The sequence below is a fragment of the Pseudomonas sp. PDNC002 genome (genome assembly GCF_016919445.1).
Taxonomy (GTDB): Bacteria; Pseudomonadota; Gammaproteobacteria; order Pseudomonadales; family Pseudomonadaceae; genus Pseudomonas.
Window position 1 is genome coordinate 1,037,634 of the sequence record NZ_CP070356.1, and the last position, 22,373, is coordinate 1,060,006.

A 22,373-nucleotide genomic window follows, 5' to 3' on the forward strand; every position below is an offset into this window, starting at 1 on the left:
CCTCCGGCTCACCACCTCTCAACGGGTCGCGCCGGGGCACAGTGAGGATTGCATGTCCGCCAGGCGATAACCGTCCTGCTCCGGCAGCAGGTACTTGCCCACCAATTGCGGTGGCCCGATGCGGCCGCCATAGCGCTGGCTGCCGTCGGCGGCGGCGCCGATGTAGGTCGGTACCGCCATGGCCTCTGCGCTGACTTCGCGCGGCATGGCTTGATCAGCGTTCAATACCGCGCGCCCATTCAGGTAGATCGCCAGCAGGCCTTTTTCCGGCCCAGGGAAGGGGAAGCTCGACGCGGGCTTGATGTTGAAACTGGTCACGATGCTATTGCAGCCCTCTCGCAAGGCCACCGGCTCGCTCTGGAAGCGCCGCGCGCCGTGCGTCACCACCAGGCGCTTCTGCTCCAGGGCCAGGCTCCAGATGCCCGGCTGATCCACCAGTATCTGCCGGCCTGCGCCCACGCTACGCGTGGCTGCCAGGCCGAGACTGAACCCACCGAACACCGGCGAGCGCTGAAAGTCCCTGCCCGACGCGTATGCCGGGCGCGCGCCCTCGGCCGGATGCCATTGCAGCGGCACCGGACGGTTTTTACGCTCCCATGCTCCAATAAGGCTGGAGGCCTCCTCGTGATTGAAGGTCGTCGAGACCGCAGGGGCCGTTGCCGGAGCCCCGATCGGACCGGTCACCGGTCGACTCTCCAGCTTTGCGAAAAGATTGCGGTAGAAGAGCCCACGGCCGGGTAGGTGGCCGGCATAGGTCATGCCCCAGTCCATCACGTCCGCCGCCCAGTACTGCGCGCCCACCGGCGGCAGCGGCGCAGTGGCGTTCAATTGCGCAGACAGGTCTCGCCCGTTCAGTCCCTTGGGCGGTACGCCGCCAACCATGCCAACCAGGGTCGGGTACAGGTCCGTGATGCGTGAAACGCCGACCACATCCCGCCCGGTGGTATGTCCCGGCCACATGATCAGCAGCGGCGCACGCACGCCGCCTTCGAAGTAAGTGGCCTTGGTACCGGTCAGTGGGTAATTGCTGTCGCGGGCCAGATTCGGGCTGCCGTTGTCGCTGGTGAAGACGATCAACGTGTCGTCCAGTTGCCCGCTGCGAGAGAGCGCTTCCAGCAAGCGCGCGACGTTGTGATCGAGTTGCTTGAGCACCGCTAGATAGCGTCCTTCGTCGGTATCGGGGAACTGCCGGCGGAAGGCGTCGGAGGGCTCGAACGGATGATGCGGCGACAACAACCAGAGGTTGATGAACCAAGGCTTGCCGTCGACCCGCCCGTTCTGGATGAGGTCGATGGCACGGTCCGTCAGCAGGTCGTCCAGATGCCCCTTGTACTGCTGCGGCGGGCCATCATCGCGTTGCAGCCAAGGGTCGTTGAAGGTCGGCTTGCGGCGGATCAGTTTGCCATTGGCATCAGGCCCCTGCAGGACGAAGTGGTTGAGCATGCCGAACCAGTCGTCGAAACCCTGGTGGTTCGGGCGTATCTGCAGGTACTCCAATCCTTCGCCAACGTGCCACTTGCCCAGGTGATGGGTGCTGTAGCCCAGTTTGTGCAGGGATTTGGGCAGCGTATCGAGATCAGGGGACAGGCCCAGGCCGTCAGGCTCGAAGCCGATGTTCACCGGCGCACGGCCAGTCAGAAGCGCGGCGCGGCTGACCGAGCAGGTGCTGTCAGTATAATGTTGGCGAAAGCGCAGGGATTGCTGGCTCAGCTGGTCCAGCGTGGGTGTCGGCGCCTGGCCGTCACCCCAGGACGCGATGTCGTTGTTGCCCAGGTCGTCGGCCAGGATGAACAGGATATTCGGTCGTGAGGATTGATCCTGAGCATTGCTGCACGCCATGCTGGCAAGCAGAATCATCAGCGCACAGGCTATACGGGCAGCGAGCGACGACGTCGCGCGCATCGAAAAGAACAACATTCAGCGAATCCCCGGAAGATGCTCAGAAAGCTTTTCACCCCAAAAAGCACGCCTTCAGCCGAGACCACGTCGAACGGTCTGCTGCTGGACTATCAGGACCTGGCGCGCCGGGTCGTCGAGCAGGCCCCACGTTATCAAGGCAACTCGCCGTTCCCGCATATCGTCATCGACAACTTCCTGCCATCGACAACCATTCAAAAACTGCTCGAAGAATACCCGAAAGAGCAGGACAACCCACTCTGGAACAACGCTTCGCACACGGATAAATCCAGTGGCGAATATGTCCAGAAGGAAAAGCGAAACATCCGGGATTACCTGCAGATGCCGCCGACCTACCGGCAACTGTTCTGGGAGCTCAACTCCCATGGATTCCTCGATTACCTGGCCACGCTCAGCGGCATCGCCAACCTGATTCCCGACCCCAACCTGCGCGGGGCCGGCATCCACCAGATCTCCCGTGGCGGCTTTCTCAAGGTCCACACCGATTTCGCCACGCACCGCGATTTCGGCCTGGATCGACGCCTGAACGTGCTGATTTATCTGAACGAAGAATGGTCCGAATCCTACGGCGGACACCTGGAGCTGTGGGACCCGCAGATGGCCGGCCCGCCGCAACGCGTTCTGCCGATCCTCAACCGCTGCGTGGTTTTCAGCACCACGTCCCAGTCCTTCCATGGCCACCCGCAACCGCTGACCTGCCCCGACGGTGTCTATCGCCGTTCCCTGGCGCTGTACTACTACACCAACGGGCGTCCGCAGGGAGAAGCAGAGCCAGGCTTCGCCACGCATTGGCGCGATGTACCGGCCTGACCCACGTCAGGCATCCGCTGCTCGGCGCGCCCAGGGGGCGCGCCCGGAGTAGGTCGCCAGGTGCGACTTGAGCCTCAGGAACGGCATCTCGACCAGGCGATAGCTCAGCCAGGCCAGTCCCCAGGACGCCGCCAGGCTGACGGCGATGCGCAGCAGGTAGGCGTCGGGGTTGCTGTCCAGCGTCATGCCGGCGGCTTTCAGCGGGTAGAGGCAGTAGAACTGCAGTGGAACGTGGACCAGGTAGAGCGAGTAGGAAATCCGCCCGAAGTGGTCCAGCAGCGGGTTGGCCAGCACTCGCTTGATCCGCCAGCCCAGGGTCAACAGACCGAGCATCACCCCACCCCAGAGCAAGGCTTCGATGTTGTGGTACATCGGCAGGGCCTGCAGAGCGTTGCGCTCGCCGGTGAGGGAGAACCATAGCCACAGCCGCCCCAGACCGACCAGGCAGCCAGCCAGCAGCGCGAGGGCGACCAGTCCACGTTCGCGCAGCCAGAGGTAGCGCTGGCTCAGGCTGAACGCCGCGCAGGCGGCTCCCACGAAGAAGGCGCCGGCGCGGCCGAACAGGGAGTTTTCCCAGGGGTTGGTCGGCGACAGCCAGCCCGGCGAATGAAACAGGTAGACATGCGCCACCGCCCAGCCCAGCACGGCGAGCGCCACCAGCCAGCGGCCGGCAGCGAAGCGCAGAAGCCACATCACCCACGGCAGCAGCAGGTAGAACTGGATCTCGGTACACAGCGACCACCAGGGCACGCTGAAGGGAAACGCCTGGAAACCGATGGGAATGAACAGCAGCGCCTTGAAGGTCACCGCCTTCTGCGTCATCCCCCAGGCCAGCAGCACCGCCACGTAATACAAGGGCACGATGCGGAAGAAACGCGCCGAATAGAAGCGCCGGATACTGACCTGTTCACCACTACGCAGGCCCGCGAGGAACGGCCGCGCCAGCAGGAAGCCGCTGAGCACGAAGAACAGCGTGACACCGCTGTTGCCGCCGCCGAGCAGGGTCACCCACGCCGGGTTGTCCGGCCGCGTGGCCAGTCCGAGGATACCGAAGTAGTGGAAACCCACCACCTGCAGGATCGCCCAACCACGCAGCGACTCAAGCTCGGGCAGATAGCTCGCCGGCTGGCGCAGCCCCGCCCGTGCGTCAGCGAGCTCACTCATGCTTTAGCTGGCCGGTTGCTGCTGGCCTTGACCTTGGCTCAAGCGCTTGAGCTTGCGCGTGTTCTCCAGATGCTTGCTCGCATGCACGTAGAACGCGCGCAGGCCAGCGCCCTCGTCCGCCTTGGCCTCCTCGAACAGCAGCCTGATCAGCGGATGATCGTTGTACCGATCGCCGCCGGGCTTGCGCAGCACGCCCAGGCCAAAGCCATGGTTGAAGGTAAAGGTTTCGTGCTGGCCACGGATCTCGTCCCAGAACTTCCAGGCGCCGAAGTCCTGCAGGCGCGCCATCACGTCGTGGAACAGGATGATGCCGCCAGGCTTGACCTTGGGATACCAGTTGGCGAAGTCCGCGCTCACTGCTTCGTATGTGTGGAAGCCGTCGATATGTAGCAGATCGATGCAGTCGTCATCGAAGTGCTTGAGGGCGTCCTCGAAGAACATCCGCATCAGGTAGGAGAAACCGTGGTAGTGCTGGCGGTTGTGGTTGTTCACCGCGTTGTATATCGATTCGTCGTACTTGTCGGTGTGTGCGTCACCCTCGAAGGTATCCACGGCATAGCAGACACCGTCGATCTCGTTTTCCTTCATCGCCTGGCAGAAGGTGAAGTAGGACAGCCCCTTGTGCGTGCCCAGTTCCACCAGCAGCTTGGGTCGCAGCGCGGTCACCAGATCGTAGCCGAATGCCAGGTGATCAACCCAGGTGCTGAAGACCATGTGCAGCGGCTCAAAATGGCGCACCGATGGCGGCATATAAACAGAAGTCATACCGGCAAAGCCTCCGAATCTTTGGTTTTAGAAGAGTACCGATTCTTCAGTGAGAGGGCAGGTTTTTCGATCAGGCTGTAACTCAGGTGGGCCAGCGCAAGCGCCAGCACCAGGCCCAGCAGCAGCCTTGGCCAGACCCGCATGTCGGCAGCATTGCCGTAGGACAGGCAAGCCACCAGCACAGGCTGGTGAATCAGATAGAGGGAATACGAAATCCTGCCGAGATAGCGCAACGGTCGGCGGTGCAGGCCACCGCCCAGGCCTGGCGTCGATAGCATCACCAAGGCCACCGAGCCCCACAGCAGGCCTTCCGGCACCACAATCCAGGGCTGCCGCCAGGAGAACTCGACAACACCGTGCTCGACCGTGACCTGCAGGAAGACCGCCAATACGACGACCAGCAGGAACAAGGCCATTGCCCCTGGCAAAGTACTCAGCGTCGGTAATCGTTGTTCAGCCAGAAGCCAGCCGATCCCCGCGCCCAACAGGAACACCGGCAGTTTCCCACCCAGCGACAGGGCCCAGTAGATGTTGCCGAGCAGTCCGAAGGAGACCCAGTGCAGGCAGACGGCAACGAACAGCAGTAGCCAGATCAGCAATACGCCCGCCGCCAGGCGGCGATCAAATCCCAGCACCAGGAAGAAGAGCGGCAGGAAAAGGTAGAACTGCACCTCCGTGGCGAGGCTCCACCATACATTGCTGAATACGCCAACGTCATAACCCCAGGCGAGAAACACCATGGCAGCAGGTATCTGCTCGTAACGCCCGGTCACCAGCACTGCAACCAGCACTGCCAGGTAATATGGGGGAAGGATCCTCAGGGCTCGCTGCGCCATGTAGCGCTTCAGGTCCATTGGTCGACGTTCGCGTAACGCCAGGAAAAAGGGACGCGACACCAGGATCCCGCTCAGCAGGAAGAACAGACTGACACCACTGTTGCCCGCATAGACATAGGCCAGCCAGTAGTCACCACCAGCGGGCGGAGTAAAGCCGAAAGCCGCGGTCACCCCGTGGTAGAGCACCACCAGCAGGATGGCGACACCGCGCAGGTCGTCGAGCACCGCGATCCTGGCTTCGGCCATGACAGTCAGTGCCGAGCCCCGGCGCTCTTCTGCAGATCATCCTGGAAGGGATGCTCACCGCGTGCCGCAAAACGTCCGAAGCGATCCTGCGCCCGCTCCGCCGAGCGCTGCAGGTAATGCTGCGCTGGCGCTTTCACCTTGCCCAGCAGGATCGGCTCGACCGTCGGCGAGCGGAAGGGCTCACCGAGCAACTCGCATAGCTGCTCCTTCTGCAACTCCAGGATTTTCTCACGCCCGGTAACCTCTGACGTGGTCACACCGCCGTGCAACTGATGGAACGACCCTTCGCCCACCAGCATGAAGAGTTGAGTCTGCGGATGCACAGCCAGAGCTCGATAGATGAACAGGTTGAGGGCGCCACCACCGGGCATGTCGAAGCGCTCGTCGGCATTGCCGACCTCGGCCAGCCGCCCGGCGGAAACGAACAAGCAATTGCACTCCATGAATGGCTGGAAGAAACCGTTGGGATTCGCGCCGCTCCAGCAGGAAATCTCAAACAATCTATAACCCTGGTTGGGCCAGTCGATCTTCTCCAGCAGTACCTGCTCGGCATCCTCGCTGTAACCGCGACTGAGATGGAACTGTTGCTCGTCCTCGCCAAGGTGGTAGCCGGGCACGACAACCAGGGCATCCTCGTTCATCCGCATGGCCATCAGTGCATATTGGACCACTCCAGGAGTCACCATCCGTGCGCCGTCGATCATCAGTCCGATGAAGCGTCCGCGGGCCTGTGCGATGCCGAAATTGATCGCCGGCGCGGGCGACACGCCCGCCTCGTCACGCAGGTAGTAGCGGAAATTACCGGGAAGCCGGGCAATGGCCTCTGCATCCATGTTCCGCTGGGAGCGGTTCTCCACCAGGATGACTTCGTAGTCATCGGCATCGACGCCCTGCTGGTAGTCCGGCGACAGGCTGATGAGGGTGTTGAGCGCCTGGCGCGGCATGTCATAGGCGATGACGATGATCGACAGCAGCGGACGCTTTTCGGAAGGCGATGTCATGCCGATTTCACCCGGCTCAGCGAATGGTCGAGGAAACGGAAGATGTGCGGATGCACGGTGCCCAGCAGGATCGGTCGCACGCTGGGCGGATTGCGGTTCTCACCGCGGATCTGTATGTCCTGCTGGTCGAGCAGCTTGTACACCCGCTCGCGCTCCTCGCGCAGGGTGCCGGTGGTCACGCCGCCGTGGAACTGGTGGAACGAGCCTTCGCTGTAGAGCAGGTAGAACGGCGTGTCGGGGTATTCCAGCAGGCGCTTGTACAGATCCAGGTTGGCGTTGCCGCCGCCGAAATCGTTGTAGCGCGGGTTCACGCCGCCGAGGGCCCTCCACTTGCGCATCGACATCGCGATGAAGTTGCTCTCGTAGTTGGCCTGGAAGAATCCACCCTGGCAGGAGCCGCTGAGCACCGCGATGTCGAACAGGCGATAGCCGTTGCTCGGCCACTCGATGCTCTGTAGCAGTACCTGCTCGGCGTCCTCGTTGTAGCCCTCGTTCACCGCCACCTGCTGCAGCTTGTGGCCGATGTGGTAACCGGGCACCGAGACCGCGGCCTCCGGGGCCAGGCGGAAGGCATCCAGGGCGTGGCGCAGCACGCCCGGCGAGAGCATGCGGGCGCCGTCGATCATGATCGCGACATGGCTGCCACGGGCCTGGGCGGCGCCGAAGTTGATGGCATGGACCGGCGTACGCTCGGTCTCGTTGCGGTGGAAATAACGCACGTTGCCCGCGTGCCGGGTGGCGCGCTCGCGCCCCAGCAAACGGTCGGAATGGTTTTCGACGACGATGACTTCATAGTCTCGTTCGTTCACGCCGTGCTGATAGGCAGGGCTGAGCGAATGCAGCGTCTTGTCGGCCTGCTCGGGCATCTTGTAGACGATGACCACGACGCTCAGGCGCGGCGCGCGACGAAAGATGGGCATGACACAACCCCCGGGTCAATCTGCGATGGCTTTGAGAGCCTGGTACACGGCGATCAGCTCGGGCGCGAGTTGCTCGTCGCCGTGCCGATGATGTTTGAGTTCGGAGCTGAAGAAGCGCTCGGCCGCTGGTGGCTGCAGGCCGAATCCGCGCAGCACCTCGTCCAGTTGGTGGTGCAGGCTGTCCTCGTCCTGGTCAAAACACAGCACCGGGAATTTCACCCGGCCGTGCAGTTCCAGCAGGCAGCGGTTGTAGGCCAGCCACAGGCCCAGGGCCTGTTCGCGTGGCATACCACCGCGGGCCTGGAGAGAATCGGCGACCGCAGACGGATGACGGAAGATTCCGACGAAGCGCAGCTCCGGGATCAGCTTCTGCCAGCCTTCAACCGCCAGGAGGGCGCGTGGGTCCTTGAAGCCCCAGCGGCTCACGCCATCGTAACCGGCGATCAGCTCGCGGGCGGCTGCATACTCCGCCTCGGTCCATTGCGGCGCGACAGTGGGCGGGTTGTCCCAGGCGTGGCCACGGGCAGCCAGCATCGCGTCATGGAACGCGACGATATCGGTGTTCTCGCGGTTGCCCTTGAGATTGTGGGGGTTCCAGGTACTGTGCTTGCCCAGCTCCAGGCCCGCCTCCTGCAAGGAGCCGGTGAGGAAACTGGTGCCGCTACGGTGCATACCGACCACCATGAGAACCAGGTCTTCCGTGGTCCGGGAGGCTTTTCGGGAAGTGCCGAACAAAACATCGAATAGGCGCATACCAGCTCTTTTTTCTTATGTTTGGGCGATGATCCGCACAGATTGCGCCGCATTCGCACGCAGGCTTGCTGCTGCGCATTGTGTTTAAATACCCCACCCTTTTCAATCCAACAAGAACGACATGAAGCACAGGGACATCATTCTTTTCGGCGTCTATAGCGACTTGCGCACCGAAGTGGCGCGACGCTTTCTGGGGTTTCTCTGGTGGATCCTCGAGCCCGTGATGTACATGGGCGCCTTCTACATCGTCTTCGGCCTGGCGCTGGGCCACAGCCGTCCAGGCTATGTCCCGCTGCTGCTCAGCGGCATGGTGGCCTGGAAATGGTTCGACGGCTCGGTGCGCCAGGCCAGCAACTCCATCCAGGGCAACGCCGGGCTGATCCAGCAGATCCACGTGCCCAAGTACGTATTCGCGCTGATTCCGGTACTGAGCAATACCTTCAAGTTCCTGATCATCCTGACCCTGCTGATCGTGTCGCTGCTGTTCGCCGGCTACCGTCCATCGCTGGAATGGCTGGCACTGCCGGTGCTCATCCTCAACCAGTTGCTGTTCACCATCGGCTTCGGCTTCCTGCTGGCCGCGGTGCTGCCCTTCGTGCCGGACCTGCGCCAGGTGGTGGACAACCTCCTGATGCTGATGATGTTCATGTCCGGGGTGTTCTTCAGCATCCATGAGATTCCCGCGTCCATGGCCCCGCTGCTGAACCTCAATCCGATGACCGTGATGATCACCGCCTTCCGTGACGTGCTGTTGCACAACCAGTGGCCGGCCTGGGGCGAACAGCTCTACGTGCTGGCCACCGCCCTGCCGCTGCTTGGCATGGCGCTGTGGATACTGCACCGCAACGAGCGCAAATACCCCAAGCTGTTGTTCTGAGGTGAAGCATGTCCGGTGATCTGATTCTCCAGGCCGAGCACGTCGGGCTGTCGTACCGGCAGCGGGTCGGCATGCTGCGCTACGAGTCCTTCTGGGCGCTGCAGGATGTCAGCTTCGAGCTCTACGAGGGCGAGACCCTTGGCGTGATCGGCAACAACGGCGCGGGCAAGAGCACCTTGCTGCGCATGATCGCCGGGATCGTCGACCCCGACCGCGGCACCCTGATCCGCCACAAGCCACTGACCGCCAGCCTGCTGGCCCTGAACGTGGGCTTCAAGCCGGAGCTGTCCGGGCGCGACAACGTCGTCATCAGCGGCCTGCTGCTGGGCATGCCTCGCGACAGCATCCGCCGGCAGATGGATGACATCCGCGAATTCAGCGACCTGGGCGACTTCTTCGAGCGTCCGGTGGGCACCTACTCCACCGGTATGCGCGCGCGTCTGGGCTTTGCCGTGGCGATCCATGCCGATCCGGACATTCTGCTGATCGACGAAGTGCTCGGCGTGGGGGACCAGACCTTCCGCGAGAAATCCCACGCCGCCATGAAGGCCAAGATCAAGCAAGGCAAGACTGTGATCCTGGTCTCGCACAGCATGGAAGCGATCAAGGAGCTATGTCATCGGGCGCTCTGGATCGAACGAGGGCGATCGGTCCTGTGCGGCGAGGCCGGTGAGGTCGTCGGCCAGTACTATGAGGCTGTCCGAATTGCCGTTCGCGACATGCAGAGACTCGAACGCGAGCAGTCAGCCAAACGGCAGAATCTCGAGCCTACACAATGACAGCCGGCGGGCTCAGTGATGCCCGCCGCCGTTCTGCTCGAAGGTCTCGATCAGCGCAACCTGCATCCGCGAGTGCACGCGGATGAACCAGCGCCAGAACACCGCGATCACCAGCGCGGCAATCAGTGCCACCACCACCAGTAGCTCGCCCGGCGGCAGGATGCTCGAACTGAGCGCCGCCAGCAGCAGCATCATGCCGCCCAGCGACAGCAGCGGGATCAGCTCGGAAATCACCCGGCGCACGCGGGCCGTATGGCGGCCGGCGCTTTCCGCCTTCACGCCCATCTCCGCCAGCAGCATCGCCAGCGCCTTGAGCTTGCGGTAGGCGGCGATCAGGAACGGCAGCGACAGCAGCAGCGCAGCGCCCCAGATCAGCGCCTTGTGCAGCGCTTCGGGCTCGACGAACTGCGCCAGCCACTGGCCGATCTGCCCGGCGAAAAACGCCAGGCCGAAGAAGATGCCGATCACCAGCGTCAGGTTGACCCCGACCTGCAGCAGGATGCGACGGATCAGGCTGGCGAGGATCGCCTTGTCGCCGCGCGGCTTGATGCTGCGCAGCCATTCGCCGTACAGGCTGAACACGCGCACCATGGGCGACGGCAGGCTGCGGCCCAGGTACAGCGCCAGCGGGTCGGCGGAGCGGATCAGGTAAGGCGTCAGCAGCGTGGTGATGGCCGACACGCCGACCACCACCGGGTAGAGGAAGTCGCTGGTCACTCCCAGGCTCATACCCAGCGCGGCGATGATGAAGGAGAACTCGCCGATCTGCGAAAGGCCCATGCCCACGCGCATCGAGGTGCGTCCGTCGTTGCCGGCGATGAACGCGCCGGCGCCGCAGGAGATCAGCTTGCCGGCCACCACCACCAGGGTGATCACCAGGATCGGCGCGGCGTAGTCCACCAGCACCTTGGGATCGATGGTCAGGCCGATGGCGACGAAGAAGATCGCGCTGAACATGTCGCGCACCGGCTCCATCAGACGCTCGATCTGGATCAGCTGGCGCGACTCGGCCATGATTGCGCCGATCAGGAAGGCGCCGAGGATCATGCTGTATTCCAGCTTCACCACCAGCAGGCAGAAGCCGAAGCACAGGCCCAGCACCGTCACCAGCAACATCTCGTTGCTTTCGAATTTCGCCACGTAGGCCAGCAGGCGCGGCACCAGCAGGATGCCGACGACCAGCGCGACGACCATGAACAGGCTGAGCTTGCCGACCGTGGAGAACACCTGGTCCGCCTCCACCGATCCGCTCACGGCAATGCCGGAGAACAGCGCGATGATGCCGATGCCGAGGATGTCCTCGATGATCAGCACACCGAAGATCAGCTGGGCGAAGCGCTCGTTCTTCATCTTCAGGTCGCCCAGGACCTTGATGATGATGGTGGTCGAGGACATCGCCAGGATCGCGCCGAGGAACAGCGAATCCATCGTGCTCCAGTCGAACAGGCGGCCGATCTCGAAGCCGGCCCAGATCATCAGGGTGATTTCCAGGAACGCGGCGATGAAGGCCGTGGCGCCGACCTGGAACAACTTGCGCAGGGAGAATTCCAGGCCCAGGCAGAACATCAGGAAGATCACCCCCAGCTCGGCGAGGGTCTTGATCGTGTCCTCGTCATGTACCAGGGCGAAGGGCGGGGTATGCGGGCCGATGATCACGCCGGCGACGATGTAGCCCAATACCACCGGCTGCTTGAAGCGATGGCAGAGGATGGTGACGAAACCGGCGATCAGCATGATCACCGCGAGGTCCTGGATGAAGTCGATGGCATGCATGGTCGGCGGTCCTCGCGGCGTGGGGTCAGGGGATCGCGCGGCTGACGGCCTCGCTCAGCGAAGCCTACCATCCGACTCCTCCGACAGGCGGCTCTGAAAGAATCAGTAACAGACTGATTTGGAAAGGGATTCAACCGCCCCCATATCAGGTGTCGGGCCCGGACAGGGCAACAGCACGAAACAATATCCGGCTGGCCCTCACCGGCCCCGGCCTTCAACATGACGTGCGTCGCATACCAACCAAGAGAATGACAACGATGAAGCGCTTTCTCAGCCTTGCCATGGCCTTCTGTGTCGCCGTGACGCTCAGCCTCGACGTCAACGCCGCCAAACGTTTCGGTGGCGGCAAGAGCATGGGCTCGGCGCCGAGCCACCAGACCCGCCAGGCGCAACCCAACGCCGCCCCGAATTCCCCGGCTGCCGCCGGCCCGGCCGCGACCGGTGCCGCCGCAGGTGCTGCTGGCGCTGCCGCCAAGAGCGGCGCTTCGCGCTGGCTCGGCCCGCTGGCCGGTCTTGCCGCCGGTGGCCTGCTCGCCTCCATGTTCATGGGCGACGGCTTCCAGGGCATGCAGTTCCTCGACATCCTGATCATCGCGCTGATCGCGTTCATCGCCTTCCGCTTCATCGCTTCGCGTCGCCGCCAGCAGCAGGGCCAGCAGCCCGCCATGGCCGGTGGTCACGCACCGATGCAGCGTGAAATGCCGGCCGCCCCGCCGTCGATCTTCGGTGGCGCGTCCCGCCCGGTGATGGACAGCCGTCCGGTGATCAACGCGCCGAGCTGGTTCGATGAAACCCGTTTCATCGGCGCCGCCCGCGAGCACTTCATGTCCCTGCAGCAGCACTGGGACGCCAACGAGATGGACAAGATCGCCGAGTTCGTCACCCCGCAGATGCTGCAGTTCCTCAAGCAGGAGCGCGCTGACCTGGGCGACGCCTACCAGTCGACCTACATCGACAACCTCGATGTGCAGCTCGAAGGCGTGGACGACCAGGCCGATAAGACCATCGCCACCCTGACCTTCAGCGGTGTGTCGAAGTCCTCGCGCTTCGACCAGGGCGAGCCCTTCAGCGAAAGCTGGCGCATGGAACGCCCGCAGGGCGAGAACCAGCCCTGGCTGGTGGCGGGCATCCGTCAGAACTGATCCTGCGCGATCTGGAAAAGCCCGGCCTTGGCCGGGCTTTTTCGTTTCTCGCGGAACACCCGTGCGCTGGACTTGCTCTCAACTCAGCCCTATTCGGAAGGGCGAGGGAGCAGAGCAGAGGCCGCGACAGGATCGGCATACAACCTGAATTTCCAGCTGACGCCACACTTCGCCGCTACACCGAACGGTCCCCTTTCCCTCTGGGAGAGGGCTGGGGTGAGGGCGCCCCATGCCCTGACAATCACCCCGCCGCTCGTCCGGACGGCGCCCGCGCAGTGGTCTTGCGCGGAGGGCCGGCTACTACTGTATAAAGCGCGCCATTCGTCGAATATAGAGAGGCCCCGTCTGTGGAAGATGTGATCGAAAAACTGCGTGAAGCGAACGAGCCGGTTCCGGTACCGCTGGAACTGCCCGACGAAGAACTGCTGGTGGAGATCGAGGAAGCGCTGCTGATCGGCATTCCGTCGGAATTCCGCGAATTCCTCCTGCTGGTCAGCGACGTCGTTTATGGCCGCCTGGAACCCGTCACGGCGACCGATCCACAGTCCCACACCTACCTGCCGGAAGTGGCGGCCGTGGCCTGGGCCAGTGGACTGCCGCGCGAGCTCATCCCGCTCTGCGCCGATGGTGACGACTACTACGCGGTCGCCGAGGACGGCGAGGTGATTCTCTGGGCCGACGGCGAGCTCACCGAGGAAACCTGGGACTCCGTCTGGACCTGGGCACGCGACGTATGGCTGGATACTTGAAGCTCGGTGTCGGAATTTCCTGAAACTTCCATGGTCACACAGGCAACCCAGCGTACCTCCAGCCCTTGCTGCCCGGGCGGGTACGATGCCCCGTGGAGAAACTATGAAGTTGAAAGCCTTGTTCACCTGCCTGTTGCTGCTCGGCCTCGCCGGATGCGCCGACAAGGCCGTGGTGACGCTGCAGGATGGCAGCGAAATTCTGGTGAAGGATCACTCCGACTACGACAAATACAATGACTACTACGAGTTCGAGCAGTTGAACGGCGAGACGATCCTGATCAAGAAGGACAACGTCCGCTTCATCAAGACCCCCTGAAGGGCGCCCTAGCGCGCCCCGAGCCTTCCCCCGCTTTCCAGCTCCAGCAGATTGAGCAGGTACTGGCCGCAGTAGCCCAGGTCCTGTTCGATGGCTTTGCGCGCGCCTTCACCATCGCCGCGCTCGAGCGCCTGCAGGGTGTCTTCGTGGAAGTCGTTCAGGCGTAGCGACAGGTCGGCCTCGGTGAACAGCCGATTGAAGAACGGCCCGACCTGCAGCCACAGCGCCTCGATCATGCGCAGCAGCGTGGGATTGCCACAGGCGCGGTAGAGCGTCAGGTGAAACAGGCTGTTGGCTTCCAGGTAACCCTGGACGTCGCGGATGTTCAGCGCACTTTCCATGCGTTCGGTGCAATCGCGCAGCACCGCCATGTCGGCCGGCCGCAAGTGTCGGGTCGCGTCTTCCGCCGCCAGCCCCTCCAGGGATTGCCGCACCTGCAGGATCTGCAGGTAGCGCTCGCGGGTCATCACCGGGACCCGTAGCGAGCGCTGCGGTTCGCCTTCCAGCGCGCCTTCGGCCACCAGCCGCTGCAGGGCGGCGCGGACGGGCATCGGGCTGGTGCCCCACTCGTCAGCCAGGTCGCGGATCTTGAGCCGCTCGCCGGGCTGGAAGCGCCCGGTGAGCAAGGCCTGGCGCAGGTTCTGGTAGAGCTGTTCCTGAAGATTGTCGGCCATCGCCAATCACTCCTGGCCGGCCGGCGGTGCCGGCAGTTGGGCGAAGGTCAGGCTGCAGTCGTGCTTCATCGTGCTTATCCCTTGTTCTCGATCAGACAGTTGCCGCCATCCACCACCAGCACTTCGCCGGTGATGTAGCTGGCTTCGGGCGAAGCCAGGAAGGCGATGGCGGCGGCCACCTCCTCCGGTCGCCCGGATCGGCCGAGCGGCGTGCGCCGTCCGGCCTGGATTTCTTCGTCGCTGCTGGAGCCGGTGGCAATCCAGCCCGGTGCCACGCTGTTCACCGTCACCCCGCGCTGCGCCACTTCCAGCGCCAGCCCCATGCTCATGCCGAGCATCCCGGCCTTGGCCGCGCTGTAGGCGGATTCGCCCGGATTGCTCGCCCGCGTGCCGGTGGTGGAGCTGACATTGACGATGCGCCCGTAGCCGCGTTCGAGCATGCCCGGCAGCAGCGCGCGGGTGAGCAGGAATGCGCTGGTCAGGTTGCGCGCCAGGGACAGGTTCCAGGTCACCAGGTCCATCGCCGCGAGTTCGGCGAAGGGCTCCGGGCTGCCCTGCATGGCCATGCCGGCGTTATTCACCAGCACGTCTACCCTTCCCCATTGCGCCTGCGCCCATTCGGCCAGGCGGCGAACATCGTTTTCGTCGGTCAGATCGGCCGGCAGTGCACGGACGTCGAAACCTTCGCCGCACATTTCTTCCGCCCGCAGCAGGACGCGCTCGCTGCTGGCGGTGAGCAGCAGCTTCACACCGTTGCGCGCCAGGCGGCGGGCACAGGCGAAGCCGATGCCGGACTCGCTGCCGGCGCCGCTGACCAGAGCGACCTGGCCGGTCCATGGCGATACAGTCGTGATGTCATTCATGGATGTCGTTCCATTCTGTGATCACAGAATTCGTTACAGGGCAGATTATCAGGCAGCCGATCCACTGTATTGACATTTTTGTGATCACAAATGGAAGATGTGCGAAATAACAAACGAGGTGTGCAACATGACCGCCAGCGGAATCGCCCAACAGGCCGTGGATCTCTTCACCGCCCGCGAGCGCCAGCGCTTCCTGGAACAGAACCCCAAGTCCGTCGCCCTTGCCGAGCGCGCGCACCAGTCGCTGTACGCCGGCGTGCCGATGCACTGGATGGCCGACTGGTCCACGCCCTGCCCGCTGTTCGTCGAACGCGCCCAGGGCGCCCGCTTCTACGACGTGGACGGCCATGACTATGTGGACTTCTGCCTCGGCGATACCGGCAGCATGTTCGGCCACTCGCCGGCGCCGATTGCCCGCGCCCTCGCCGAACAAGGCGCGCGCGGCCTGACCACCATGCTTCCGGGCGAAGACGCCGTGGTCTGCGGCGAGCTGCTCGCCCAGCGCTTCGGTCTGCCCTACTGGCAGGTGACCGCCACCGCCACCGACTCCAACCGCTATGTGCTGCGCTGGGCCCGCGCAGTGACCAGGCGCAAGACCCTGCTGGTGTTCGACGGCTGCTACCACGGCACCGTGGACGACGTGATGGTGCGCTACCGCGACGGCGAAACCGTGCATCGCTCCGGCCTGGTCGGCCAGGCCTATGACCTGACCCAGCACAGCCGCTCCATCCCCTTCAACGACGTGGAAGCGCTGGAAGCCGCGCTGGCCCAGGGCGATGTGTGCGCCCTGCTGTGCGAGCCGGCAATGACCAACATCGGCATGGTGCTGCCCGATCCGGGCTTCATGCAGAAGTGCCGCGAGCTGACGCGCAAGTACGGTTCGCTGCTGATCATCGACGAAACCCACACCATCTCCACCAATATCGGTGGCTGCACGAAACTGTGGAACCTCGACCCGGACTTCTTCGTGGTCGGCAAGCCCATCGCTGGCGGCGTGCCCTGCGGCATCTTCGGCTGCAGCGCGGAGATGGCCGAACGCATGGCCGCCTCGCGCAAGAGCGCCCAGGAAGACAGCCATGGCCACGGCCACAGCGGCATGGGCACCACGCTCTCGGCCAACGCCCTGGCCATGCACTGCATGCGCGCCAACCTGGAACAGGTGATGACCCAGGCGGCCTACGACCACATGCTGCCGCTGGCCAAGCGCCTGGCCGACGGCTTCCGTACCCTGATCGCCAAGCACGAGCTGAAGTGGTCGGTGACCGAGCTGGGTGCGCGCAGCGAATTCCAGTTCTGCCCCGTCTCCCCGCGCACCGGCGCCGAAGCCGAAGCGGCCTTCCACGACGAGCTGCAGATGGCGCTGCACCTGTACCTGATCAACCGCGGCATCCTGATCACGCCGTTCCACAACATGACCCTGTGCTGCCCGGACACCACCGCCGACGACGTGGATCGCCTGATCGAGACCCTCGATGCCGGCATCACCGAGCTGCTGGCGATTCCCGGCGCACGCGAAGCCTGATCGATAGAACCCTGTAGGAGCGGACCTTGTCCGCGATCCGCCGGCAGGCGGTAAAAGCCAAAGGCATCGCGGACAAGGTCCGCTCCTACGAAAAGCATTTTGCGGCGCGCCCCGCGCCACCGAGGACCACCATGCAATTCGCCGATCGTCAGGAAGCCGAAGCCTTCCTCGCCGCCCACCCGGACGTGCGCAGCATCGAACTCTTCATCATCGACTCCAACGGCATCCCGCGCGGCAAGCTGCTGCACCGCGACGAGCTGCTGGCGATCTACGACAACGGCCGTCCGCTGCCCAGCTCGATCCTCGCGCTGACCGTGCAGGGCGAGGACGTCGAAGGCACCGGGCTGGTATGGGAAGTGGCCGACGCCGACTGCTGGACCTACCCGTTGCCCGGCAGCCTGACCCTGCAAACCTGGCGTGCCAGCCCCACCGGCCAGCTGCAGGTGAGCATGCACCCGACCCAGGGTCTGCCGGCTACCCCGGCCGACCCGCGCCAGGCGCTGAGCCGCGTGGTGGATCGTCTGAAAGCCGACGGCTTCCACCCGGTAATGGCGGTGGAGCTGGAGTTCTATCTGCTGGACAAGCAGCGCGACGCCAACGGTCGCCCGCAACCGGCGCTACAGATGAACGGCATCCGCCCGGAAGCGCCGCAGGTCTACGGCGTCTACGAACTCGAACAGCTGCAGCCGTTCCTCGACGATCTCTACGCCGCCTGCGAAGTGCAGGGCCTGCCGGTACGCACGGCGATTTCCGAGTACGCGCCAGGCCAGGTCGAGCTGACCCTGGAACACCGTTTCGACGTCATGCAGGCCATCGACGAAGGCGTGCGCTACAAGCGCCTGGTAAAAGGCGTGGCGAACAAGCACGGGCTGCAGGCCTGCTTCATGGCCAAGCCGTTCGGCGACCGCGCGGGCAGCGGCATGCACCTGCACGTCAGCCTGGCGGATGCCGAGGGCAACAACCTTTATGCCAGCGAAGACATCCACGGCACCCCGCTGCTGCGCCACTCCATCGGCGGCATGATGGCGCGCCTGCTGGACTCCCTCGCGATCTTCTGCCCCAACGCCAACTCCTTCCGCCGCTTCCAGGCCAACAGCTACGCGCCGCTGGCCAAGAGCTGGGGCGTGAACAATCGCACCGTGTCGTTCCGCGTGCCCGGCGGCCCGGCGAAGAGCCGGCACATCGAGCACCGCATCTGCGGCGCCGACGCCAACCCGTATCTCGCGGCGGCGGCGATCCTCGCGGCCATCCATGAAGGCATCCGCGAGCAGATCGATCCGGGCGCCCCCATCGTCGGCAACGGCTACGAGCAAGCCACCGAATTCCTCCCCACCGACTGGCTCACCGCGCTGCGCGCGCTGGAGTCGTCCACCTGGGCGCACGAGGCGCTGGGCGAGGAGTTCCTCAAGGTGTTCCTGGCCATCAAGTGGGAGGAGTTCCGCCAGTTCATGGGCGAGGTGGGCGAGCAGGATTGGCGCTGGTATCTGCATCACGCGTGATGCGACAGGCCTGATCGGCGGATAACCGTGAACGGTTATTCGCCCTACGATCCACGACACGTGTGAAGTTTGCACCACTGCTTCCCCTCACCCCAGCCCTCTCCCAGAGGGAGAGGGGGCCGTGCGTGCCGGCTGACAACGCTGCTTCACTCTGCGCCGATCAGTCCCCTCTCCCGCTTGCGGGAGAGGGTTAGGGTGAGGGGCTTTTGATCCTGCCCTTGATCCGGCATTTGCAGCTCACCCGCTGACACGCGAAAGTCTTACGAAAAATTTACCCTGCCAGAGTGAAGATTCTGGTCTTTTCTTGGTCTGTAGTTGCACGGAGCGCCTGAGCGCTCCGCGATCGATGCGGCGCCCGCCGGTCTGCCTGCCGGCCGCCGTCCTCTCTCAGGCAGGGAGAACCCGTAGACAATGAGCACTCCCGTCGTACTGATCACCGGCGCTGCCGGTGGCCTCGGAAAAGCCATCGCCAAACGTTTCGCCCAAAGCCACTGGCGCATCGCCGCCACCGACGTGGATAAAGCCGGCCTGCATGCGCTCAACGCCCAGGTTCCGCTGGACGCCACCGCCGTCGGCGACCTGCGACGAGCCGACAACTGCCACAGCCTGATGTCCGACATTCTCGCCCGCACCGGCCGCCTCGACGCCCTGGTGAACGCCGCCGGCGTCTGGCGCGAGGGCCCGGTGGAAGACTTCAACGAGGACGACTTCGACCTGGTCATGGGAGTCAACCTCAAGGCGGCGTTCTACATGTGCCAGGCCGCGACGCCCTACCTCAAGGAAAACCACGGCAGCATCGTCAATATCTCCAGCGACTCCGGCCGCCAGGCCTATCGCGGCTCCGCGGCCTACTGTGCGAGCAAGGCGGCGCTGACCATGCTCACCCGCACGCTGGCCCTGGAACTCGCGGAATCCGGCGTGCGGGTCAACGCCATCTCGCCGGCCGACATCGCCACGCCGATGCTCGACTACCAGGCCGAACGCTATGGCCAAGGCAATCCGGCAGCCTACAAGCGCGAGCTGTTGAAGGATTATCCACAGGGCAAGGTGGCGCGCTTCATCCGCCCGGAGGAAGTCGCCGAACTGGTCTGGTACCTCTGCAAACCGGAATCCGAAGCCATCACCGGCGCAGACCTGGCCATCGACTTCGGTCTCTCGGCCGGGCGCTGAAGCGCAGCGACGTGAACGGGCGGCCAGAGGTCGCCCGTTTTCGTTAAGGGCGTTGATCGAACGGCGGATACACCGCTGGCGGATGGTCCACTGGCGCCACGGGCCAATCAGGGATATAGAAAAAACTGTGTCGTCAGCCCCGCTCCGGTTGTCCAGAGTGAGGCCCTTTCCTTTTCCCACGACAATTCCGAAGAGAATTCCATGGAACCTGGCAACCACCAGCTCAGCATGACCGTCCTGATGACCCCCGACATGGCCAACTTCTCCGGCAATGTCCACGGCGGCACCCTGCTCAAGTACCTCGACGAAGTCGCCTACGCCTGCGCCAGCCGTTTCGCCGGCTACTACGTGGTAACGCTCTCGGTCGACCAGGTGATCTTCCGCGAGCCGATCCACGTCGGCGAACTGGTCACCTTCCTCGCCTCGGTGAACTACACCGGCCGCACCTCCATGGAGATCGGCGTGAAAGTGGTGACCGAGAACATCCGCGAGAAATCCGTGCGCCACACCAACAGTTGTTTCTTCACCATGGTGGCGCTGGACGACGCGCGCAAGCCGATCGTCGTGCCGCAGCTCGATCCGCAGACCAAGGATGAAAAACGTCGCTTCGCCCAGGCGCAGCAACGCCGGCAGATTCGCCAGGAGCTGGAACAGCGTTACAAGGCCATTCGCGACGAATGACGGACGATCGCGACATTTCCTGAAAAGAAATCCTAGGTGTCGCGGAAATTTCCCAATGCGTCAACAGGTTACCCTTGCGTGAAAGCAAGGTAGGAAATCATTACTACGCCTAAACTTTTCACACGCGGGTTTGCCCCCGTGACCCACCGTCGAGCGGCCAAGTGCTTTTAAGCAGTCTGGTCGCTCCCTGAGTGCCCGGAGCCCAGACCATGCATCACACCCCGTTACTGACCACCCTCGCCGTCGGCTTCGTGCTGGCCTTCGTCCTCGGCGCCCTGGCCAACCGCCTGCGTATCTCGCCGCTGGTGGGCTACCTGCTCGCCGGCGTGCTGGCCGGCCCCTTCACCCCCGGTTACGTCGCCGACCAGGCGCTCTCCGTGGAGATCGCCGAACTGGGCGTGATCCTGCTGATGTTCGGCGTCGGCCTGCACTTCTCGCTCAAGGACCTCTTGTCGGTGAAAGCCATCGCCATCCCCGGCGCGGTGGTGCAGATCGGCGTCGCCACCCTGCTCGGCCTGGGACTGGCCTGGATGATGGGCTGGAACTTCGGCGGCGGCCTGGTCTTCGGCCTGGCTCTGTCGGTGGCCAGTACCGTCGTGCTGCTGCGCGCACTGGAGCAGCGCCAGCTGATCGACACCAAGCGCGGCCGCATCGCCATCGGCTGGCTGATCGTCGAGGACCTGGCGATGGTGCTCACTCTGGTCCTGCTGCCGGCGCTGGCGGGTTCGCTGGGCGGCACCTCCGACGGCAGCGAGGGCGGCGTGCTGATGCCGATCCTGCTGACCCTGGGCAAGGTCGCCGCCTTCGTCGCGGTGATGATCGTCGGCGGCCGCCGCTTCGTGCCCTGGGTGCTGGAGCGCGTAGCCAAGACCGGCTCGCGCGAGCTATTCACCCTCGCCGTGCTGGCCATCGCCCTGGGCATCGCCTACGGCTCGGCGGTTATCTTCGGCGTGTCCTTCGCCCTCGGTGCGTTCTTCGCCGGGATGATCCTCAACGAGTCCGAGCTGAGCCACGAGGCCGCCGAGAACTCACTGCCGCTGCGCGACGCCTTCGCCGTGCTGTTCTTCGTTTCGGTGGGCATGCTGTTCAACCCGGCGATCCTGATCCAGGAGCCGCTGCCGGTGCTGGCGACCTTCCTGGTGATCGTCTTCGGCAAGTCGGTGGCGGCCTACGTCATCGTGCGCATGTTCGGCCACCCCAACAGCACTGCGCTGACCATCGCCGCGAGCCTTGCGCAGATCGGCGAGTTCTCCTTCATCCTGGTCGGCCTGGGCGTGACCCTGAACCTGCTGCCCGAAGCCGGCCGCGACCTCGTGCTGGCCGGCGCGATCCTGTCGATCCTGGTCAACCCGCTGCTGTTCATCGCCATCGACCGCCTGCAGGCGCGCCAGGAGCAGAAGGCCGAGAGCGACTCAGGCGTGGTCCAGGTGGAACCCCAGGACCTGCCGCCGCCGGTACTGGAGCACAACCACGCCATCCTCATCGGTCATGGCCGCGTCGGTGCGCTGGTGAGCGAGCGCCTGCGCAAGGACAAGGTTCCGGTGGTGGTGATCGAGGACAAGCGCGAGAAAGCCGCCGAGCTGCGCGAACACGGCCTCTGCGTGGTGGTGGGCAATGCCGCCAATCCCGATGTACTGACCCAGGCCAATATCACCTCGGCGCGCTGGTTGCTGATCGCCATCCCCAATGGCTTCGAGGCCGGGACGATTTCCAGCCACGCACGGGCGATCAACCCAAACCTGGACATCATCGCCCGCGCCCACTTCGACGCCGAGGTGGATTACCTGGGGCAGAACGGCGCCAACCTGGTGATCATGGGCGAGCGGGAAATCGCCCGCGGCATGGTCGAGCGCGTGGAACGCGAGGACACCGCCTCGGCGCCGGGTGACGACCACCTGCCGCAGTCGGCCTGACGC

At 64.2% G+C, this 22,373-nt stretch carries 21 protein-coding genes; 11 read left to right on the forward strand and 10 right to left on the reverse strand.

Going from position 1 to position 22,373, the window contains the following annotated elements; genetic code table 11:
• Window positions 1-18 precede the first annotated feature (18 nt).
• Window positions 19-1,857: a sulfatase-like hydrolase/transferase gene (locus JVX91_RS04775; protein ID WP_240201698.1), complete on the reverse strand. Its 1,839-nt coding sequence runs from the start codon at window positions 1,855-1,857 to the stop codon at window positions 19-21.
• A gap of 78 nt (window positions 1,858-1,935) precedes the next feature.
• Between JVX91_RS04775 and JVX91_RS04780 the strand changes: the two genes are divergently transcribed.
• Entirely contained in the window at window positions 1,936-2,727 is a 792-nt protein-coding gene (locus JVX91_RS04780; RefSeq protein ID WP_205338248.1) for a 2OG-Fe(II) oxygenase, read from the forward strand.
• Between the two features lie 6 nt (window positions 2,728-2,733).
• Here the strand turns inward: JVX91_RS04780 and JVX91_RS04785 are convergent, their stop codons facing one another.
• From JVX91_RS04785 to JVX91_RS04810, 6 genes are read right to left on the reverse strand one after another with little or no spacing between them, the layout of a single operon-like run.
• A complete protein-coding gene (locus tag JVX91_RS04785) occupies window positions 2,734-3,891 on the reverse strand; it encodes an acyltransferase (protein WP_205338249.1) in 1,158 nt (385 codons plus the stop codon).
• A gap of 3 nt (window positions 3,892-3,894) precedes the next feature.
• The gene (locus JVX91_RS04790) at window positions 3,895-4,656 is read right to left on the reverse strand and encodes a class I SAM-dependent methyltransferase (RefSeq protein WP_205338250.1); all 762 of its coding nucleotides are present in this window, start codon (window positions 4,654-4,656) and stop codon (window positions 3,895-3,897) included.
• Window positions 4,653-5,738, reverse strand: a complete 1,086-nt coding sequence (locus JVX91_RS04795; protein ID WP_205338251.1) for an acyltransferase — start codon at window positions 5,736-5,738, stop codon at window positions 4,653-4,655. The genes JVX91_RS04790 and JVX91_RS04795 overlap by 4 nt, the downstream gene beginning before the upstream one ends.
• A gap of 5 nt (window positions 5,739-5,743) precedes the next feature.
• Window positions 5,744-6,739 carry a glycosyltransferase gene (locus JVX91_RS04800; RefSeq protein WP_205338252.1) on the reverse strand — a complete coding sequence of 332 codons (996 nt, stop codon included), beginning with the start codon at window positions 6,737-6,739 and terminating at the stop codon, window positions 5,744-5,746.
• Window positions 6,736-7,659: a glycosyltransferase family A protein gene (locus JVX91_RS04805; protein ID WP_205338253.1), complete on the reverse strand. Its 924-nt coding sequence runs from the start codon at window positions 7,657-7,659 to the stop codon at window positions 6,736-6,738. The genes JVX91_RS04800 and JVX91_RS04805 overlap by 4 nt, the downstream gene beginning before the upstream one ends.
• A gap of 15 nt (window positions 7,660-7,674) precedes the next feature.
• Entirely contained in the window at window positions 7,675-8,331 is a 657-nt protein-coding gene (locus JVX91_RS04810) for a sulfotransferase family protein (protein ID WP_240201699.1), read from the reverse strand.
• Between the two features lie 202 nt (window positions 8,332-8,533).
• On the opposite strand from JVX91_RS04810, the gene JVX91_RS04815 reads away from it, so the two are divergent.
• Together JVX91_RS04815 and JVX91_RS04820 are read left to right on the forward strand one after the other, a co-directional pair.
• Window positions 8,534-9,289 carry an ABC transporter permease gene (locus JVX91_RS04815; protein WP_240201700.1) on the forward strand — a complete coding sequence of 252 codons (756 nt, stop codon included), beginning with the start codon at window positions 8,534-8,536 and terminating at the stop codon, window positions 9,287-9,289.
• Window positions 9,290-9,297: 8 nt separating this feature from the next.
• Complete coding sequence (locus JVX91_RS04820) at window positions 9,298-10,068, forward strand: ABC transporter ATP-binding protein (RefSeq protein WP_205338255.1); 771 nt, start codon at window positions 9,298-9,300, stop codon at window positions 10,066-10,068.
• Between the two features lie 12 nt (window positions 10,069-10,080).
• Here the strand turns inward: JVX91_RS04820 and JVX91_RS04825 are convergent, their stop codons facing one another.
• Entirely contained in the window at window positions 10,081-11,841 is a 1,761-nt protein-coding gene (locus JVX91_RS04825; RefSeq protein ID WP_205338256.1) for a cation:proton antiporter, read from the reverse strand.
• A gap of 257 nt (window positions 11,842-12,098) precedes the next feature.
• Between JVX91_RS04825 and JVX91_RS04830 the strand changes: the two genes are divergently transcribed.
• The 3 genes from JVX91_RS04830 (at window position 12,099) to JVX91_RS04840 (ending at window position 14,048) form a co-directional block, all read left to right on the forward strand.
• Complete coding sequence (locus JVX91_RS04830) at window positions 12,099-12,983, forward strand: TIM44-like domain-containing protein (RefSeq protein ID WP_205338257.1); 885 nt, start codon at window positions 12,099-12,101, stop codon at window positions 12,981-12,983.
• Window positions 12,984-13,330: 347 nt separating this feature from the next.
• Window positions 13,331-13,732, forward strand: coding sequence for an SMI1/KNR4 family protein (locus JVX91_RS04835; protein WP_205338258.1), 402 nt, complete (start codon window positions 13,331-13,333; stop codon window positions 13,730-13,732).
• A 103-nt stretch (window positions 13,733-13,835) separates the two neighbouring features.
• Window positions 13,836-14,048 carry a YgdI/YgdR family lipoprotein gene (locus JVX91_RS04840; RefSeq protein WP_017521498.1) on the forward strand — a complete coding sequence of 71 codons (213 nt, stop codon included), beginning with the start codon at window positions 13,836-13,838 and terminating at the stop codon, window positions 14,046-14,048.
• Between the two features lie 8 nt (window positions 14,049-14,056).
• Here the strand turns inward: JVX91_RS04840 and JVX91_RS04845 are convergent, their stop codons facing one another.
• Window positions 14,057-14,722: a GntR family transcriptional regulator gene (locus JVX91_RS04845; RefSeq protein WP_205338259.1), complete on the reverse strand. Its 666-nt coding sequence runs from the start codon at window positions 14,720-14,722 to the stop codon at window positions 14,057-14,059.
• Between the two features lie 74 nt (window positions 14,723-14,796).
• Window positions 14,797-15,585, reverse strand: coding sequence for an SDR family NAD(P)-dependent oxidoreductase (locus JVX91_RS04850; RefSeq protein ID WP_205338260.1), 789 nt, complete (start codon window positions 15,583-15,585; stop codon window positions 14,797-14,799).
• Window positions 15,586-15,712: 127 nt separating this feature from the next.
• On the opposite strand from JVX91_RS04850, the gene JVX91_RS04855 reads away from it, so the two are divergent.
• The 5 genes from JVX91_RS04855 to ybaL all read left to right on the forward strand — a co-directional run bounded on the left by JVX91_RS04855 (window position 15,713) and on the right by ybaL (window position 22,370).
• Window positions 15,713-17,107: an aspartate aminotransferase family protein gene (locus tag JVX91_RS04855; RefSeq protein ID WP_205338261.1), complete on the forward strand. Its 1,395-nt coding sequence runs from the start codon at window positions 15,713-15,715 to the stop codon at window positions 17,105-17,107.
• A 131-nt stretch (window positions 17,108-17,238) separates the two neighbouring features.
• Window positions 17,239-18,606: a glutamine synthetase family protein gene (locus JVX91_RS04860; RefSeq protein ID WP_205338262.1), complete on the forward strand. Its 1,368-nt coding sequence runs from the start codon at window positions 17,239-17,241 to the stop codon at window positions 18,604-18,606.
• Window positions 18,607-19,017: 411 nt separating this feature from the next.
• A complete protein-coding gene (locus JVX91_RS04865; protein WP_054910324.1) occupies window positions 19,018-19,776 on the forward strand; it encodes an SDR family oxidoreductase in 759 nt (252 codons plus the stop codon).
• A 201-nt stretch (window positions 19,777-19,977) separates the two neighbouring features.
• Window positions 19,978-20,457: an acyl-CoA thioesterase gene (locus tag JVX91_RS04870; RefSeq protein ID WP_205338263.1), complete on the forward strand. Its 480-nt coding sequence runs from the start codon at window positions 19,978-19,980 to the stop codon at window positions 20,455-20,457.
• A gap of 209 nt (window positions 20,458-20,666) precedes the next feature.
• Complete coding sequence (ybaL, locus tag JVX91_RS04875; protein ID WP_205338264.1) at window positions 20,667-22,370, forward strand: YbaL family putative K(+) efflux transporter; 1,704 nt, start codon at window positions 20,667-20,669, stop codon at window positions 22,368-22,370.
• Window positions 22,371-22,373 lie beyond the last annotated feature (3 nt).

Excerpts from the sequence above, each read along its gene's own strand:
- JVX91_RS04775 (WP_240201698.1), bottom strand. The coding sequence starts at position 1,857 with ATGATTCTGCTTGCCAGCATGGCGTGCAGCAATGCTCAGGATCAATCC.
- JVX91_RS04780 (WP_205338248.1), top strand. The coding sequence starts at position 1,936 with ATGCTCAGAAAGCTTTTCACCCCAAAAAGCACGCCTTCAGCCGAGACC.
- JVX91_RS04785 (WP_205338249.1), bottom strand. The coding sequence starts at position 3,891 with ATGAGTGAGCTCGCTGACGCACGGGCGGGGCTGCGCCAGCCGGCGAGC.
- JVX91_RS04790 (WP_205338250.1), bottom strand. The coding sequence starts at position 4,656 with ATGACTTCTGTTTATATGCCGCCATCGGTGCGCCATTTTGAGCCGCTG.
- JVX91_RS04795 (WP_205338251.1), bottom strand. The coding sequence starts at position 5,738 with ATGGCCGAAGCCAGGATCGCGGTGCTCGACGACCTGCGCGGTGTCGCC.
- JVX91_RS04800 (WP_205338252.1), bottom strand. The coding sequence starts at position 6,739 with ATGACATCGCCTTCCGAAAAGCGTCCGCTGCTGTCGATCATCGTCATC.
- JVX91_RS04805 (WP_205338253.1), bottom strand. The coding sequence starts at position 7,659 with ATGCCCATCTTTCGTCGCGCGCCGCGCCTGAGCGTCGTGGTCATCGTC.
- JVX91_RS04810 (WP_240201699.1), bottom strand. The coding sequence starts at position 8,331 with ATGCACCGTAGCGGCACCAGTTTCCTCACCGGCTCCTTGCAGGAGGCG.
- JVX91_RS04815 (WP_240201700.1), top strand. The coding sequence starts at position 8,534 with ATGAAGCACAGGGACATCATTCTTTTCGGCGTCTATAGCGACTTGCGC.
- JVX91_RS04820 (WP_205338255.1), top strand. The coding sequence starts at position 9,298 with ATGTCCGGTGATCTGATTCTCCAGGCCGAGCACGTCGGGCTGTCGTAC.
- JVX91_RS04825 (WP_205338256.1), bottom strand. The coding sequence starts at position 11,841 with ATGCATGCCATCGACTTCATCCAGGACCTCGCGGTGATCATGCTGATC.
- JVX91_RS04830 (WP_205338257.1), top strand. The coding sequence starts at position 12,099 with ATGAAGCGCTTTCTCAGCCTTGCCATGGCCTTCTGTGTCGCCGTGACG.
- JVX91_RS04840 (WP_017521498.1), top strand. The coding sequence starts at position 13,836 with ATGAAGTTGAAAGCCTTGTTCACCTGCCTGTTGCTGCTCGGCCTCGCC.
- JVX91_RS04845 (WP_205338259.1), bottom strand. The coding sequence starts at position 14,722 with ATGGCCGACAATCTTCAGGAACAGCTCTACCAGAACCTGCGCCAGGCC.
- JVX91_RS04850 (WP_205338260.1), bottom strand. The coding sequence starts at position 15,585 with ATGAATGACATCACGACTGTATCGCCATGGACCGGCCAGGTCGCTCTG.
- JVX91_RS04855 (WP_205338261.1), top strand. The coding sequence starts at position 15,713 with ATGACCGCCAGCGGAATCGCCCAACAGGCCGTGGATCTCTTCACCGCC.
- JVX91_RS04860 (WP_205338262.1), top strand. The coding sequence starts at position 17,239 with ATGCAATTCGCCGATCGTCAGGAAGCCGAAGCCTTCCTCGCCGCCCAC.
- JVX91_RS04865 (WP_054910324.1), top strand. The coding sequence starts at position 19,018 with ATGAGCACTCCCGTCGTACTGATCACCGGCGCTGCCGGTGGCCTCGGA.
- JVX91_RS04870 (WP_205338263.1), top strand. The coding sequence starts at position 19,978 with ATGGAACCTGGCAACCACCAGCTCAGCATGACCGTCCTGATGACCCCC.
- ybaL (WP_205338264.1), top strand. The coding sequence starts at position 20,667 with ATGCATCACACCCCGTTACTGACCACCCTCGCCGTCGGCTTCGTGCTG.